At 61.3% G+C, this 13,146-nt stretch carries 12 protein-coding genes; 6 read left to right on the forward strand and 6 right to left on the reverse strand.

What is annotated here, in order from left to right; translation table 11 throughout:
• The first annotated feature begins 64 nt into the window (after positions 1-64).
• Positions 65-541 (forward strand): MarR family winged helix-turn-helix transcriptional regulator, encoded by a 477-nt coding sequence (locus ACKZ62_RS10555; protein WP_447096642.1) that lies wholly within the window; start codon positions 65-67, stop codon positions 539-541.
• Between the two features lie 341 nt (positions 542-882).
• Here the strand turns inward: ACKZ62_RS10555 and ACKZ62_RS10560 are convergent, their stop codons facing one another.
• Positions 883-1,917: an AraC family transcriptional regulator gene (locus ACKZ62_RS10560; protein ID WP_032889894.1), complete on the reverse strand. Its 1,035-nt coding sequence runs from the start codon at positions 1,915-1,917 to the stop codon at positions 883-885.
• 4 nt (positions 1,918-1,921) lie between these two features.
• Positions 1,922-3,052: a carbon-nitrogen hydrolase family protein gene (locus tag ACKZ62_RS10565; protein ID WP_447096643.1), complete on the reverse strand. Its 1,131-nt coding sequence runs from the start codon at positions 3,050-3,052 to the stop codon at positions 1,922-1,924.
• Positions 3,053-3,264: 212 nt separating this feature from the next.
• Here ACKZ62_RS10565 and ACKZ62_RS10570 point away from each other — a divergent pair, with 212 nt between their 5' ends.
• Positions 3,265-5,304 carry an NADPH-dependent 2,4-dienoyl-CoA reductase gene (locus ACKZ62_RS10570; RefSeq protein ID WP_032889888.1) on the forward strand — a complete coding sequence of 680 codons (2,040 nt, stop codon included), beginning with the start codon at positions 3,265-3,267 and terminating at the stop codon, positions 5,302-5,304.
• Between the two features lie 57 nt (positions 5,305-5,361).
• Complete coding sequence (locus tag ACKZ62_RS10575; protein WP_032889886.1) at positions 5,362-6,252, forward strand: 1-aminocyclopropane-1-carboxylate deaminase/D-cysteine desulfhydrase; 891 nt, start codon at positions 5,362-5,364, stop codon at positions 6,250-6,252.
• Here ACKZ62_RS10575 and ACKZ62_RS10580 read toward each other — a convergent pair.
• From ACKZ62_RS10580 to ACKZ62_RS10590, 3 genes are all read right to left on the reverse strand, one after another.
• Positions 6,242-6,799: a cytochrome b gene (locus ACKZ62_RS10580; protein WP_032889883.1), complete on the reverse strand. Its 558-nt coding sequence runs from the start codon at positions 6,797-6,799 to the stop codon at positions 6,242-6,244. The genes ACKZ62_RS10575 and ACKZ62_RS10580 overlap by 11 nt on opposite strands.
• A gap of 114 nt (positions 6,800-6,913) precedes the next feature.
• Entirely contained in the window at positions 6,914-7,741 is an 828-nt protein-coding gene (gene phnX / locus ACKZ62_RS10585; protein ID WP_032889878.1) for a phosphonoacetaldehyde hydrolase, read from the reverse strand.
• Between the two features lie 29 nt (positions 7,742-7,770).
• Positions 7,771-8,880, reverse strand: a complete 1,110-nt coding sequence (locus ACKZ62_RS10590) for a 2-aminoethylphosphonate--pyruvate transaminase (protein ID WP_179178761.1) — start codon at positions 8,878-8,880, stop codon at positions 7,771-7,773.
• A gap of 113 nt (positions 8,881-8,993) precedes the next feature.
• Between ACKZ62_RS10590 and ACKZ62_RS10595 the strand changes: the two genes are divergently transcribed.
• Positions 8,994-9,854 (forward strand): LysR substrate-binding domain-containing protein, encoded by an 861-nt coding sequence (locus tag ACKZ62_RS10595; RefSeq protein ID WP_122753629.1) that lies wholly within the window; start codon positions 8,994-8,996, stop codon positions 9,852-9,854.
• On the opposite strand, the gene ACKZ62_RS10600 is transcribed toward ACKZ62_RS10595, so the two are convergent.
• Entirely contained in the window at positions 9,824-10,720 is an 897-nt protein-coding gene (locus tag ACKZ62_RS10600; RefSeq protein WP_095184392.1) for a LysR substrate-binding domain-containing protein, read from the reverse strand. The genes ACKZ62_RS10595 and ACKZ62_RS10600 overlap by 31 nt on opposite strands.
• A 258-nt stretch (positions 10,721-10,978) precedes the next feature.
• Here ACKZ62_RS10600 and ACKZ62_RS10605 point away from each other — a divergent pair, with 258 nt between their 5' ends.
• Together ACKZ62_RS10605 and ACKZ62_RS10610 are read left to right on the forward strand one after the other, a co-directional pair.
• Positions 10,979-12,304: an MFS transporter gene (locus tag ACKZ62_RS10605; protein ID WP_447096644.1), complete on the forward strand. Its 1,326-nt coding sequence runs from the start codon at positions 10,979-10,981 to the stop codon at positions 12,302-12,304.
• Positions 12,305-12,412: 108 nt separating this feature from the next.
• A complete protein-coding gene (locus ACKZ62_RS10610) occupies positions 12,413-13,120 on the forward strand; it encodes a YebC/PmpR family DNA-binding transcriptional regulator (RefSeq protein WP_032889871.1) in 708 nt (235 codons plus the stop codon).
• Positions 13,121-13,146: the final 26 nt, after the last annotated feature.

Here is a 13,146-nt window from a genome sequence, read left to right on the forward strand (position 1 = left end):
GGCCGAATCTAGCGCGGGATGAGCTACTATTGCAACCTTCTTGAAATCCACCGGATGGTGTTGCATGTCGTCGAAAGAGCCCGATGTATGGTTCCGTTTTGTCAGGGCCCACAGGACGGTCATCCGTGAAATCGAGCGCCGCCTGGCGGCCGCCGACTTGCCCCCTTACGCCTGGTACGACGCACTGTGGGGTCTAGAAAGCGGCCCCGAAGGCACCCGCCGCATGCACGAGTTGGCCGATGTATTGGCCATTGAGCGCTATAACCTCACGCGGCTGGTAGACCGCCTGGAAAAGGATGGCCTGGTGCTGCGTTCACGCTCCGACGGCGATGGCCGCGCGGCATTTGCGTCGATCACCGATACCGGCCGGGCGTTGCGTAAAAAAATGTGGAAGATCTACGAAAGTACGGTGGACGAGTTGTTCCTGTCGCAGATCGAACCGGAGCAGCGCCGGGCGTTTGCCGAGGCGTTGGAGCGTACCGCCGGGATGGCGGTGGAGGCGGGTGCTCAAACCCGTGGCCGACGCAAAGCTGAAAGCTGATGCAGATCTCATGTGCAAGGGTGCGAGCCCCCTCCCACAATGGAATGCATTGCCGTCCATTTCAGTGCGTAGCTGATTGCAATCGCGCTTCAGAGCCCTGGCGCTAAATCCGCATAACGCTGCTACGTTTAATCTTGAAGTGCAGGAACGTCATGGCGCAGACATTTTTTCGTCATGACGGCACTTTAGGCTGGTGATGCAGGTCATTTATCTGCAGCCACTTTTAACGTCAAGAAGGAGTCCATGATGGACGATTACCAGGAAGAACTGCTGGAGTACCAGGCCTTTGAATTCGATCCGCTGGATCCGGCCGACGACGCCACCGAGCTGTAAGACCGACTTCAGGCGGAATGCCGCTGACTGCGGCGAAATTCCCCTGGGGTCTGGTTGTTCCAACGCTTGAATGCCCGTTGAAAGGCTTGGGCTGAGGCAAAGCCGAGCAAGTAGGCGATCTCGCCGAACGCCAGTTCCGTATCGCGAATGTAGGTCATAGCCAGGTCGCGGCGGGTATCGTTGAGAATCGCGCGGAATTGAGTGCCTTCTTCGGCCAGTTTACGGCGCAATGTCCAGGTCGGCAGCTTCAAGCGTGCCGCCACTTCTTCCAGGTCGGGTTCCCGGCCGCCGTTGAGCATCGGCCCGAGCAACCGGGTAATGCGCTCGCGCAAACTGCGGGTGCGGGTCAACTGCTCCAACTCCCTTTCACACAATTGCAGCAAGAGCTGCCAGGTACTTGGGCAATGCTGCGGGTTACGCATTGCCAGGGTGGATTGGCTCAGGCGCAACTGGTTGGCCTCGGCACCGAAGTGGACCTGGTTGGCGCCCAATAGGCTGTACTGCTCGCTGTACTCGGGGGCATCGAACTCGATGTCGATTCGTTGCGCCAGCAACGGTTGTTGAGCCAGGTTGGCGAGCTGATGCAACCAGCTGGAAATGATCGAGTCGACCACAAAACGGTTGTAGGCGTTGTAGGGGCTGATGGAATAGAAACGCAGCCAGGCGCCTTCGGCATCCTCATGAAAACTCGATTGCCCGCGATAGTTGGCACCATACAGCGGCTCAAAGCGCGTCAGGGTGCGAGCGGCTTCGCGTACGTTAGGCGCCTGTGCGGCGGTGACACCAGCCAGTCCCGCTTGGCTCAAGCGGCTGAGTTGCCCCATGCGCAAGCCCAGGCCGGGGTCGCCGGTCAGTTGAATGGCCGCATGGCCCAGGCGCATATAGCGCGGGATCGACAAGCGCGCACCAGCTTCGGCGAGGCGCGCCGGGTCCAGGCCGTATTGCAGCAAGAGCGGTTGCGGGTCCAGGCCGTGGCTGTGGATCGCGTCGGCCAGGGTGTGCACGAAGCCCACCGACAAATCCCCGAGGCGCACCGGCTTCACCGCGTTACAGCCAGATATTCAGCAGGCGCGCGCCACGGGCGTCGCTGTCGGCGTTGATCTGCCCGTTGTGACTCAGGAAACTCTGCCCGGCAGTGCCCAAATCCCAGAACTGCCCGCGCAGAAATACGCTCATGCCGGCGCTGGCCTGGCTGATCGGTTGTTGGCTGATCAAGGTCAGGCGGCGCCACGCTTCGCCCTCACTGAGCTCTTCGGGCTTGAGGCTGATTTCCTGTGGAGTGGAGACGCTTTTAAAACCGCGCCATGGTCGATCCCAGGTCTCGCGGCCAAGCACAAAGGCCGGCACTGCAATCAGCTGCGCGCCTTGTTCGTTGAGCTTGCGGTAGTTGTCCGGGTACCAGCTGTCACTGCCCACTAGCACGCCAAGGCGGCCGGCCGGGGTGTCGACCACGCTGACGATATTTTCGTCTCCAGGCTCGATAAAACCGCGCTCATCGTAGATCGGGTAGAGCTGGCGTTGCAGATTGCCGACGGGCAAGCCGTCTGCCGCAAATACCACGCTGGCGTTAAACAGCGCGCCATGGCCGACCTGGAGTTGCCCTTGGCTCACACTTGGGTTGGGCAGGGCAATGGAGCCAGCGACCACCGTGACCCCGAATTCCTTGGCCAGGCCGCCGAACAGCACTTGATAGTCACGCGCCATGGCCGGGGCTTTCATGCGCAGGTAGGCGTCGTTGGTGCGGTCATCGCCCGTGGCGCTGATCCAGGCACGCAGGAATTGCAAGGGATTGCTCAGCGACAGCCAGTGCATCGCGTCCTTCAGATGCAGCGCTTGGTACACCTCGTTTTTTTCGCCGGTGAGCATCAGCCAAGTGCCGATGTGTTCAGGCAGTACCACAATGGTCTTTTCGTTGATCAGGCCCTGGTCCCGTGCGTTTTGCAGGTACGCCGCAAGCTTCAGGTGCAGGCGTTCCAGGCTCTGGTAGTCGGCGGGGAATAACTCCGGCTGGATGCCCAGCAGGTTACCTCGATCGGCGGGTTGGCCTTCGTTGACGGCGAGGGTGCTGCGCAGGTCCGACAGGTAATGCGCCACGGGGCGCTCCTGGGTCCAGACCAGATACGCGGCGACGGCGGCAACCAGGGCCAGGGTGACGGTAAAAGCTAGAAGTTTACGCATGGGGGAACAGACAACAGACCAAGTGCAGGGTTCGCTGACTAGGGTAGGGCCCATGCGGCGGCTTGCCAAGGGGCGCTGTGCGTTTGGATCAATAAGTTGTGAGTTTCGGTCATTGAGCGGTAGGGGATCGCCTCTTAGTCTGTGGGACATAAACCGATGGCAGGCCATTCGAGCCTTCCACGTCCCGTGATGATCCGTTGTGGAGCTGTACCATGACCGCTGCTGCCTACCCGCACCTGCTGGCCCCGTTGGACCTGGGTTTTACGACCTTGCGCAACCGTACTCTGATGGGTTCGATGCACACCGGCCTTGAAGAAAAACCCGGTGGCTTCGAACGCATGGCGGCTTATTTTGCCGAGCGCGCCCGTGGCGGCGTGGGCCTGATGGTCACCGGTGGCATTGGCCCCAACGATGAAGGCGGGGTGTACGCCGGTGCGGCCAAGCTGACTACCGACGAGGAAGCGCAAAAGCACAAGATCGTGACCAAGGCCGTGCATGAAGCGGGCGGCAAGATCTGCATGCAGATCCTCCACGCCGGCCGCTATGCCTACAGCCCCAAGCAGGTCGCGCCAAGCGCCATCCAGGCGCCGATCAACCCGTTCAAGCCCAAGGAATTGGACGAAGAGGGCATCGAAAAGCAGATCCAGGATTTCGTCACCTGTTCGCTGCTGGCCCAGGTCGCCGAGTACGACGGCGTGGAAATCATGGGCTCCGAAGGTTATTTCATTAACCAGTTCCTTGCCGCCCACACCAACCACCGCACCGACCGTTGGGGCGGTAGCTACGAAAATCGCATGCGCCTTGCCGTGGAAATCGTGCGCCGGGTGCGCGAAGCGGTGGGGCCGAACTTCATCATCATCTTCCGCCTGTCGATGCTCGATCTCGTGGAAGGCGGCAGCACTTGGGAAGAAATCGTGCAGTTGGCCAAGGCCATTGAGCAGGCCGGTGCGACCATCATCAACACCGGCATCGGCTGGCACGAAGCGCGTATTCCGACCATCGCCACCAAGGTGCCACGCGGCGCGTTCAGCAAAGTCACTGCCAAGTTGCGCGGTGCGGTGCAGATCCCGCTGATCACCACCAACCGCATCAATACACCGGAAATTGCCGAGCAGATTCTCGCCGAAGGCGATGCGGACATGGTTTCGATGGCGCGACCGTTCCTCGCCGACCCGGAGTTCGTCAACAAGGCCGCCGCCGGGCGTGCCGATGAAATCAACACCTGCATCGGCTGCAACCAGGCCTGCCTGGACCACACCTTTGGCGGCAAGCTGACCACCTGTTTGGTCAATCCCCGTGCATGCTATGAGACCGAACTGAATTACCTGCCGGTCAAGCAGATCAAAAAAATCGCTGTGGTCGGCGCCGGCCCTGCGGGTCTGGCGGCTGCCACCGTAGCCGCTGAACGCGGTCACCACGTGACGCTGTTCGACTCGGCCAGCGAGATCGGCGGCCAGTTCAACATCGCCAAGCGTGTGCCCGGCAAGGAAGAGTTCTTTGAAACCCTGCGCTACTTCAAGCGCAAGTTGCAAACCACCCACGTCGAGCTGTGCCTCAACACCCGAGTGGATGTCGCGCAGCTGGCGGCTGGCGGCTACGACGAGATCATCCTGGCCACCGGCATCGCGCCCCGCACGCCGGCGATTGCGGGCGTGGAAAATGCCAAGGTGCTGAGCTACCTGGACGTAATCCTTGAACGCAAGCCGGTGGGCAAGCGCGTCGCGGTGATTGGCGCTGGCGGTATTGGTTTCGACGTGTCGGAATTCCTCGTGCACCAGGGCGTGTCTACCAGCCTGGACCGTGAAGCATTCTGGAAAGAATGGGGCATCGACACCCAGTTGCAAGCCCGTGGCGGTGTGGCCGGCATCAAGCCTCAACCCCATCCTCCGGCCCGTGAAGTGTTTTTGTTGCAGCGCAAGGCTTCAAAGGTCGGCGACGGTCTGGGCAAAACCACCGGCTGGATTCACCGTACCGGCTTGAAGAACAAGCAGGTGCAGATGCTCAACAGCGTTGAGTACCTGAAAATCGACGATGACGGCCTGCATATCCGCATCGGCGCCGAGGGCGAGCCGCAGCTGTTGGCGGTGGACAATATCGTCATCTGTGCCGGCCAGGATCCGTTGCGTGAATTGCACGACGGCCTTGTCGCAGCGGGCCAGAACGTGCACCTGATCGGCGGCGCCGATGTGGCGGCCGAGTTGGATGCCAAGCGCGCCATCAACCAAGGCTCGCGCCTCGCCGCGCAGCTGTAAGACGACGCAAGGGGCGGTGTTAGACTACCGCCCCTTTTTTTATTCAGATGCCGCCCGATGGGTCCTTTCGATTGGCTTCCCCATGCTCCGCTTGAACCGTTAGCACTGGATTGGCTCAACGGCGTCGAGTTGGCCGTGCTGCGCCTGGACCGCATCGACCCGCTGATCAGTGGCAACAAGTGGTTCAAGCTCACCGAGCACTTGGCCCAGGCGCGACAGGCAGGCGCCAGCGGCGTTATCAGCCTCGGCGGCGCCTATTCCAACCATCTGCACGCACTGGCGGCGGCGGGCAAGCGTTTTGGCTTTCCCACTGTCGGCCTGTTGCGCGGTCATGCGCAAGACACGGCTACCGTCCAGGATTTGAAAGCATTCGGCATGCAGCTGCATTGGCTCGGTTATGGCGGCTATCGTGCGCGCCATGAGCCGGGTTTCTGGGAACCTTGGCGCGCGCTTTATCCGCATCTGTATTCCGTGCCTGAAGGCGGCAGCGGATTGGCCGGCGCAGTGGGGTGTGGGGTGTTGGTCGAACAGGCCCGTGAACAACTGAGAAACCTGGGTTGGGCCGATTACGACGGCTGGTGGCTGGCAGCAGGCACCGGCACCACGCTGGCAGGTTTAGTCCTGGCAGAGGCGGGCGCCCATCCGGTGTTCGGCGCAATGGCCGTGCCGGACGATCATGGTGTGGCGCAAAACGTGAGTGCCTTGGTGCAAGGTGGCTATACATTGCTGGATGCCAGCCGGGGTGGCTTCGCCAAGGTCGACCCGCTGTTGCTCGACTTTATTGAAACCACGGAGCAGGCCTGCGGCGTGCCGCTGGAACCGCTGTACACCGGCAAAGCCCTGCTGGCGTTGAAGCAGCAGATCGAGGCCGGGCACATCGCGCCCGGTACTCGCCTGATCTTTGTGCACACCGGCGGCCTGCAAGGCCGCCGAGGGCTTACAGCCTAGCGCGCTTACCCGGCATCATCCGCAACGCTGTGTTATCGCGCATCACATAATGATGAAAGATCCCCGCCAGGGCATGCAGGCCGATCAGCCAATACCCGATTTGGCCGAACAACACGTGCCAGCTTTCAATCTCTTTGGCCAGTGGCTTGTTCTCGCCAATTAACGGCGGCAACTCCATGCCATAGAACATCACCGAATGCCCCTCGGCACTGACGATCAGCCAACCAGCAATCGGCATACCGATCATCAAGGCGTACAGCGCGGCGTGCATCAGGGTGGCGAGCAGGCTTTGCCATTGCGGCGGGGCGGGGACGATCTTCGGCGCCACCCCCAGGCTGCGCGCGAACAGACGCAGCCATACCAATACAAACACGGTGAGGCCGAACATGAAGTGCATCTCGACGATCAAGGTGCGGGCGCCGCTGCCTTTGGGGAACTGGCCGCGTAACTCTATGCAGGCGTAGACCACCGCCAGCAGCACCACCATCAACCAGTGCAGCGCAATCGACATGGTGCTGTAGCGCGTATCGGAATTTTTCCACGGCATCGCTCGGTTCCTTATTCATCAGGGTAAACCTCCGCTCTTTGGCGACGGAGTCTTTTTACTTTATGCCTGTTTTGAACGATTTGCCCGGCGCGAATGCCTTTGTATTGACGCTTGTCAGTGGCTTTGCGGCATTTCACCGCGCGCCAGACGCTGGTTAACATCGGCGATCACCGCCGGCAGGTCAGTGATGGTATCGATCAGGTAATGCGGGCGTGAGCCTTCGAACATCGCCTCGATGCGCGTGCGTTCGCTGGCCAGGGTGGCGGCATCGAGGGCTTGAAACTGTTCATAGGTAAGCCCCAGGGCATTGCCGGAGCAGGTCAGGGCCACGGTCCACATTCCGGCGCGACGACCTTCGAGTATGCCGGGCACGGTGTCGTCGACCTTGAGGCACGCCGCCACATCATCAATTCCGAGGGCAATTACATTGGCCAGGGCCTGGGCCGGCCATGGGCGGCCGTTGGGCACTTCATCGGTGGCGACCACATGGTCGGCGACGTAACCATTGGTGGCGGCCAGGGCGACAACCTTGTCCATCACCTGCTTGGGGTAGCCAGAGCAGGAGCCAATCTTGATGCCTTGCTCACGCAGTTGAGCGATGGTGTCGAGTGCGCCGGGGATCAGCGCCGAGTGTTCGGCGATCTTCTCGATCTGCAACGGCATGAAGCGCTGGTAGATGGCGGTCACGTCGTCGTCGGTGGGCGTGCGGCCGAACGCTTTGCGATAACGTTCGGCGACTTGCGGTTGGTCGCAAAGGGTGCGGATATGGTCCCACTTGCCCATGCCCATCGGGCCACGGGCTTCTTCGATGGAGACTTGCACGTCGAACTCGGCGAAGGCCTCCACAAAAATCTGAGTCGGTGCGAAGGAGCCGAAGTCGACGACGGTGCCGGCCCAATCGAGGATGACGGCCTGGAGGGTGTTGGGGTTTTGATAGTTCATGGTTCAGATCCTGTGGGTTATGGGGAGAATCAGATGTCCAACACTTCCATTTCTTGCAGCACCTCGGCGATCGCCTTGACCGCCGTCTGCATGCCGGTTGCGTCGACATGGCCGATGCAGCCGACGCGGAATGTTTCCACTTGGGTCAATTTGCCGGGGTACAAGATGAAACCCTTGGCCTTGACCCGCTCGTAGAAGTCCTTGAACTGGTAGCGCGGGTCTTTGGGGGCGTGGAAGGTGACGATGATCGGTGCCTGGATTTCGGCCGGCAGAAAACTGCGCAAACCAAGGCTGGCCATGCCGTTCAGAAGCGCCTGGCAGTTGTCGGCATAGCGTCGATGGCGTGCAGGCAGGCCACCTTCCTCCTGGTATTGCAGCAGCGCTTCGTGCAGGGCGGCGACCACGTGGGTCGGTGGGGTGAAGCGCCACTGGCCGGTCTTCGCCATGTAGGTGTGCTGGTCGAACAGGTCCATCGCCAGGGAATGGCAGTTGCCTTGGGCGGCGGCCAGTGCCTGCTTCTCGGCAAAGACGAAGCCCATGCCGGGCACGCCTTCGAGGCACTTGCCCGAGGCGGCGATCAGTGCGTCGAACGGCACGTTTCGGGCATCAATTGGAAGGGCGCCGAAGGAACTCATGGCGTCGATGATCAGGCGCTTGCCGTGGTTCTTAACGACCTGGGCGATCTCCGGCAACGGATTGAGAATGCCGGTGCTGGTTTCGCAGTGGATCAACGCGACGTGGGTGATGCCCGTGTCGGCCTGGAGCAAACGGTCCACATCGGCGGCGGTGGTGGGTTCGTCTTCAGCGGTTTCAAAGGTGCTGAAGTCGCGGCCCAGCACTTCACAGATCTTCGCCAGGCGCTTGCCGTACGCGCCGTTGATCAGGACCAGCACCTTGCCATTACGCGGAACCAGGGTGCCGATGGCCGCTTCGACGGCAAAGGTGCCGCTGCCTTGCAAGGGCACACAGTGGTGGCTGTCAGCACCATTGAGGATTGCCAGCAATTGCTCGCAGACGCTGGCAGTGAGTTGGTTGAAACGGTCATCCCATGAACCCCAGTCCACCATCATGGCCTGACGGGTGCGGTTGGATGTGGTCAGGGGGCCAGGGGTCAGCAGGATCGGCGCGGCAGTGGTCATCTCAAGTCCTCGCAAGGCATCGGGGGTTGAAGCTACGGCGCCTAAATTGCAGTTTGGCTTGTCATCAATCAAATTGTTTGTTGTTATGCGAGCTATCAGTGAGGCCGATGACTATGAACCTGTTCCAACTGCGCGCATTCGATGCCGTGGCCCGCGAGGGCAGTTTTACCCGTGCTGCCGCGCGGCTTTTCATCAGCCAACCGGCGGTGACCGGGCATATCAAGGCCCTGGAGGAGTACTACCAGATCCCGTTGCTACGGCGCACCGCCCGACGGGTTGAGTTGACTGAAGAGGGCGCACGGCTGGCGGCGATCACCCGGGCGATCTTCGGCCTGGTGGACGAGGCCCAGACGATGCTGGAGGCCAACCGCCAACTGCTGACCGGGCGTCTGGAAGTCGCGGCGGACGGCCCGCACTTGGTGATGCCGATGATTGCCAGCCTGCGCGCGCGCTACCCCGGGATTACCGTCAACCTGCGCCTGGGCAATGCCCAGGAAACCCTCGCCGCACTGTTATCCGAACATGCGGATGTGGCGGTGCTCACCGAAGTGGAGCCGCGCAATGGCCTGCACCTGCAACCGTTGAACGAGTCGAGGATTTGCGCATTGGTGCCGGCCAGCCATCCGTGGGCGCAGCAACCCGAGGGTATTCGCCTTGAGCAACTCAACGACGTGATCATGGTGCTGCGCGAGCCCAGCTCCATCACCCGGCGTACCTTCGATGACGCCTGCATGGCCGCGAATGTGCAGCCCAAGGTGCTGCTGGAACTGGACAGCCGCGAAGCGGTGACCGAAGCCGTCGCCGCTGAGTTGGGAGTGGGCGTGGTCTCTTCTATGGAAGTCAGCCCCGACCCACGCGTGCAGGCCGTGGCGATTGAGGGCGATGGGCTGGTCAACCGGCATACGCTCGGTTGCATGGAGCGGCGCCGTTCGTTGCGCCTGATTCAGGCGTTTTTCGAGTTGGCGCCGAGCTGAAGGCTGTCGCGCACGATCTCCAGGAACGTCGCCACCACCCGGCGGGAACTCTGTTCCTTGAGGCATACCAGGGTTTCTTTCATGCGCTGGCTGCAATCGCGGATCGGCATGGCGCACACCCGTGAGTCGGCGCCGAACTCCGCCGCCGAGACCACGCCCACGCCGATGCCCACCACCACCGCTTCACGCGCGGCCTCACGGCCTTCCACCTGGATCGCCGGGCGAATGCGCAAGCCTGCCTGGCTCATTTCGTGTTCAAGGGTCTGACGGGTGACCGAGCCGATTTCACGCAATACCAGCGGCGTGTCGTCCAGGTCAGCCAAGCAGATGGACTCGCGTCCGGCCCACGGGTGGTTGCGCGCGACAAAGGCGAGCAATTGGTCGTCAGGCAACGGCAGCGACAGCAGGCGCTCATCGTCGACGTCGCGGCCCAGCAAGGCCAGGTCGGCCTGGTAGTTGTACAGGCGAAACAGCGATTCGTCGGTGTTGCCGGTTTCGATCTTCACGCTGATTCCCGGGTACAGCTGGCAAAAACGCGCGATCTGCGGCAGCACATGCACGGGGGCATCCACGGCGAGGGTGAGGGTGCCGGTGAGCAACGCGCGGGAGTCCTGCAACAGTTCCTCGGCTTCGGCCTCGATCACAAACAGGCGCTGGGTGATGCTCAGCAGGCGTTCGCCCAGGTCTGTCAGGCGCACTGAGCGCTTGTTGCGATGAAATAACAGCACGCCGAAGCGCTCTTCGAGTTTGCGCACCTGGTCGGAAATCGCCGGTTGCGTCAGGAACAACCGTTCGGCGGCCTGGGTGAAACTGCCGTGTACGGCCACGGCATGAAAGGCTTTGAGTTGGGCATGGGACACCGACATCGCAAATCCTCTTACAAGCTGAGCTTATATTTGAAATACGATAAATCGATTTTACCTATTAGTCAGCCATTGCTTTGATATGTCTCAACCACTGTAGGTTGAGTCCTACAACCTCCGGTGGTCATGGGCTCTGGGACACCGGACTCATCTGACCAATACCGCGCCATCCACGGCTCGGCATTGCAGTGCTTAACCATAAAAACAACAGGCATTTGCTTCTCGATTCTGCCGGCACACTCACCTGAGGTCAGAAACACCATGAATATCCCTATGGGTAGCATCAAGCGTTGGCGTGTGCAGATTTTCGCCATCACATGGCTGGCGTACGCCGCGTTCTATTTCACTCGCAAGGCGTTTTCCGTGGCAAAGCTGGGGATCGTCGACGACCCGAGTTTCCCCCTCGACAAAATGATGATGGCCAACCTGGATGGCATTTACCTGGCGGCCTATGCCGTCGGACAGTTCACCTGGGGCATGCTGGCTGACCGCTTCGGGCCGCGTGTCGTTGTGCTCGGCGGGTTACTGATTTCTGCCGCTGCGGCGCTGGTGCTGGGCACGTTTGCCACCTTGCCGATCTTTATAAGTTGCATGCTGATCCAGGGCTTGGCGCAGTCCACCGGCTGGTCTGGACTGTGCAAGAACCTCGGCAGTTTCTTCCCGGCGCAGCAGCGCGGGCGGGTGCTGGGGTTATGGAGTTCGTGCTACGCCTTCGGTGGCCTGGTGGCGTCGCCCTTTGCCGGGTGGTGGGCCTACACCCTGATCGGCAGCTGGCATGCGGCGTTTATCTCCAGTGCGGCGGTGGTAGCGTTTGTGGCGGTGCTGTTCTTTCTCTTCCAGCGCAACACGCCGCAGGACGTGGACTTGCCGGCCGTGGAACCGGAGCCGCTGTTGAGCGCCGAGGAGGCCGCCGCCGAGAAGCGCATCAGCGTGCTGGAACCGCTGCGGGCCATCTTGCGTAACCGCACCGTCTTGACCCTGGGGCTGGCGTATTTCCTGTTGAAACCGGCGCGCTACGCGATCCTGTTGTGGGGCCCGGTGATCGTGTATGAGCAAATGCCCTCGGTCGGCAAGGTCGGCGCGGCCATCGTGCCGACGGCGTTCGAACTGGCCGGTTTGCTGGGGCCAGTGCTGATCGGGCTGGCGTCCGACAAACTCTTCGGCGCCCGACGCATGCCGGCCTGCGTGCTCAGCCTGCTGGCCCTGACCGTGGCCTTGGCGCTCTTCATGGGCGCGCTGCACACCGGCAGCGTGCTGCTGGTGATGGCGTTGTTGTTTGTGATGGGCCTGACCCTCTACGGGCCGGACTCAATGATCAGCAGCACCGCCGCCATCGACTTCGGCACCGCCAAGGCGGGGGCGACAGCCGCAGGCTTTGTGAACGGTTGCGGTTCAGTGGGGGCGATCCTCGGCGGGTTGCTGCCGGGCTACTTCGATACGGTGACGGTGTTTATCGTGTTTGCCGGTGCCGCGCTCTTTTCCTCGCTGGTGCTGATGCCCTACTGGAACGCCAGGCCGGCCGTGCTGGCCCAGGTCGGGGATTTCGTGCCGGACCGCGGTCTTGCGATCAAACCCTTGCGAACCTGAGGGGTATGGCCGGTTTTTGGTGGATCAGAGCGTTTTTGCCCTATAAACTCTGCCCCCAAAGCGCCGGCCAGTAGACGTTTCGGCGCGATGTATAGAAGAGAGTGAGTCATGGGCGCACAGTGGAAAGTCAAACATAAAGAAGCGGCATCCAATGCCAAGGGCAAGATCTTTGGCAAGCTGGTGAAAGAAATCACCATCGCCGCCCGCAATGGCGCCGACACCGCGACCAACGCTCACCTGCGTCTGGTGGTGGAGCAGGCCAAGAAGGCCTCGATGCCCAAGGAAACCCTGGAACGCGCGATCAAGAAGGGCGCCGGTCTGCTCGGTGAGACCGTGCAATACCACCGCGTGACCTACGAAGGTTTCGCCCCGCACCAGGTGCCGCTGATCGTTGAGTGCGTAACCGACAACATCAACCGCACCGTGGCGGAAATCCGCGTGGCGTTCCGCAAGGGTCAGTTGGGTGCTTCGGGCTCGGTAGCCTGGGACTTCAACCATGTCGGCCTGATCGAAGCGTCGCCGGATACCCCGGACGCGGATCCGGAAATGGCTGCGATTGAAGCCGGTGCACAGGACTTTGAAGACGGCGAAGAAGAGGGCGCGACCCTGTTCATCACCGAAACCACCGACTTGGACGCAGTGCAGAAAGCGTTGCCCGAGCAGGGTTTCACCGTGCTATCGGCCAAGCTGGGCTACATCTCGAAAAATCCGGTCAGCGGTTTGACGGATGAGCAGATGGCTGAAGTCGAAGCCTTCCTCGAAGGTTTGGACAACCATGATGACGTGCAGGATATGTTCGTGGGCCTGGCGGGCTGATTGAATTTATAGCTGTACAACTGTGG

It is taken from the genome of Pseudomonas sivasensis (assembly GCF_052938085.1).

Excerpts from the sequence above, each read along its gene's own strand:
- ACKZ62_RS10575 (WP_032889886.1), top strand. The coding sequence starts at position 5,362 with ATGGGTCCTTTCGATTGGCTTCCCCATGCTCCGCTTGAACCGTTAGCA.
- ACKZ62_RS10580 (WP_032889883.1), bottom strand. The coding sequence starts at position 6,799 with ATGCCGTGGAAAAATTCCGATACGCGCTACAGCACCATGTCGATTGCG.
- ACKZ62_RS10605 (WP_447096644.1), top strand. The coding sequence starts at position 10,979 with ATGAATATCCCTATGGGTAGCATCAAGCGTTGGCGTGTGCAGATTTTC.
- ACKZ62_RS10570 (WP_032889888.1), top strand. The coding sequence starts at position 3,265 with ATGACCGCTGCTGCCTACCCGCACCTGCTGGCCCCGTTGGACCTGGGT.
- ACKZ62_RS10595 (WP_122753629.1), top strand. The coding sequence starts at position 8,994 with ATGAACCTGTTCCAACTGCGCGCATTCGATGCCGTGGCCCGCGAGGGC.
- phnX (WP_032889878.1), bottom strand. The coding sequence starts at position 7,741 with ATGAACTATCAAAACCCCAACACCCTCCAGGCCGTCATCCTCGATTGG.
- ACKZ62_RS10590 (WP_179178761.1), bottom strand. The coding sequence starts at position 8,880 with ATGACCACTGCCGCGCCGATCCTGCTGACCCCTGGCCCCCTGACCACA.
- ACKZ62_RS10610 (WP_032889871.1), top strand. The coding sequence starts at position 12,413 with ATGGGCGCACAGTGGAAAGTCAAACATAAAGAAGCGGCATCCAATGCC.
- ACKZ62_RS10600 (WP_095184392.1), bottom strand. The coding sequence starts at position 10,720 with ATGTCGGTGTCCCATGCCCAACTCAAAGCCTTTCATGCCGTGGCCGTA.
- ACKZ62_RS10565 (WP_447096643.1), bottom strand. The coding sequence starts at position 3,052 with ATGCGTAAACTTCTAGCTTTTACCGTCACCCTGGCCCTGGTTGCCGCC.
- ACKZ62_RS10555 (WP_447096642.1), top strand. The coding sequence starts at position 65 with ATGTCGTCGAAAGAGCCCGATGTATGGTTCCGTTTTGTCAGGGCCCAC.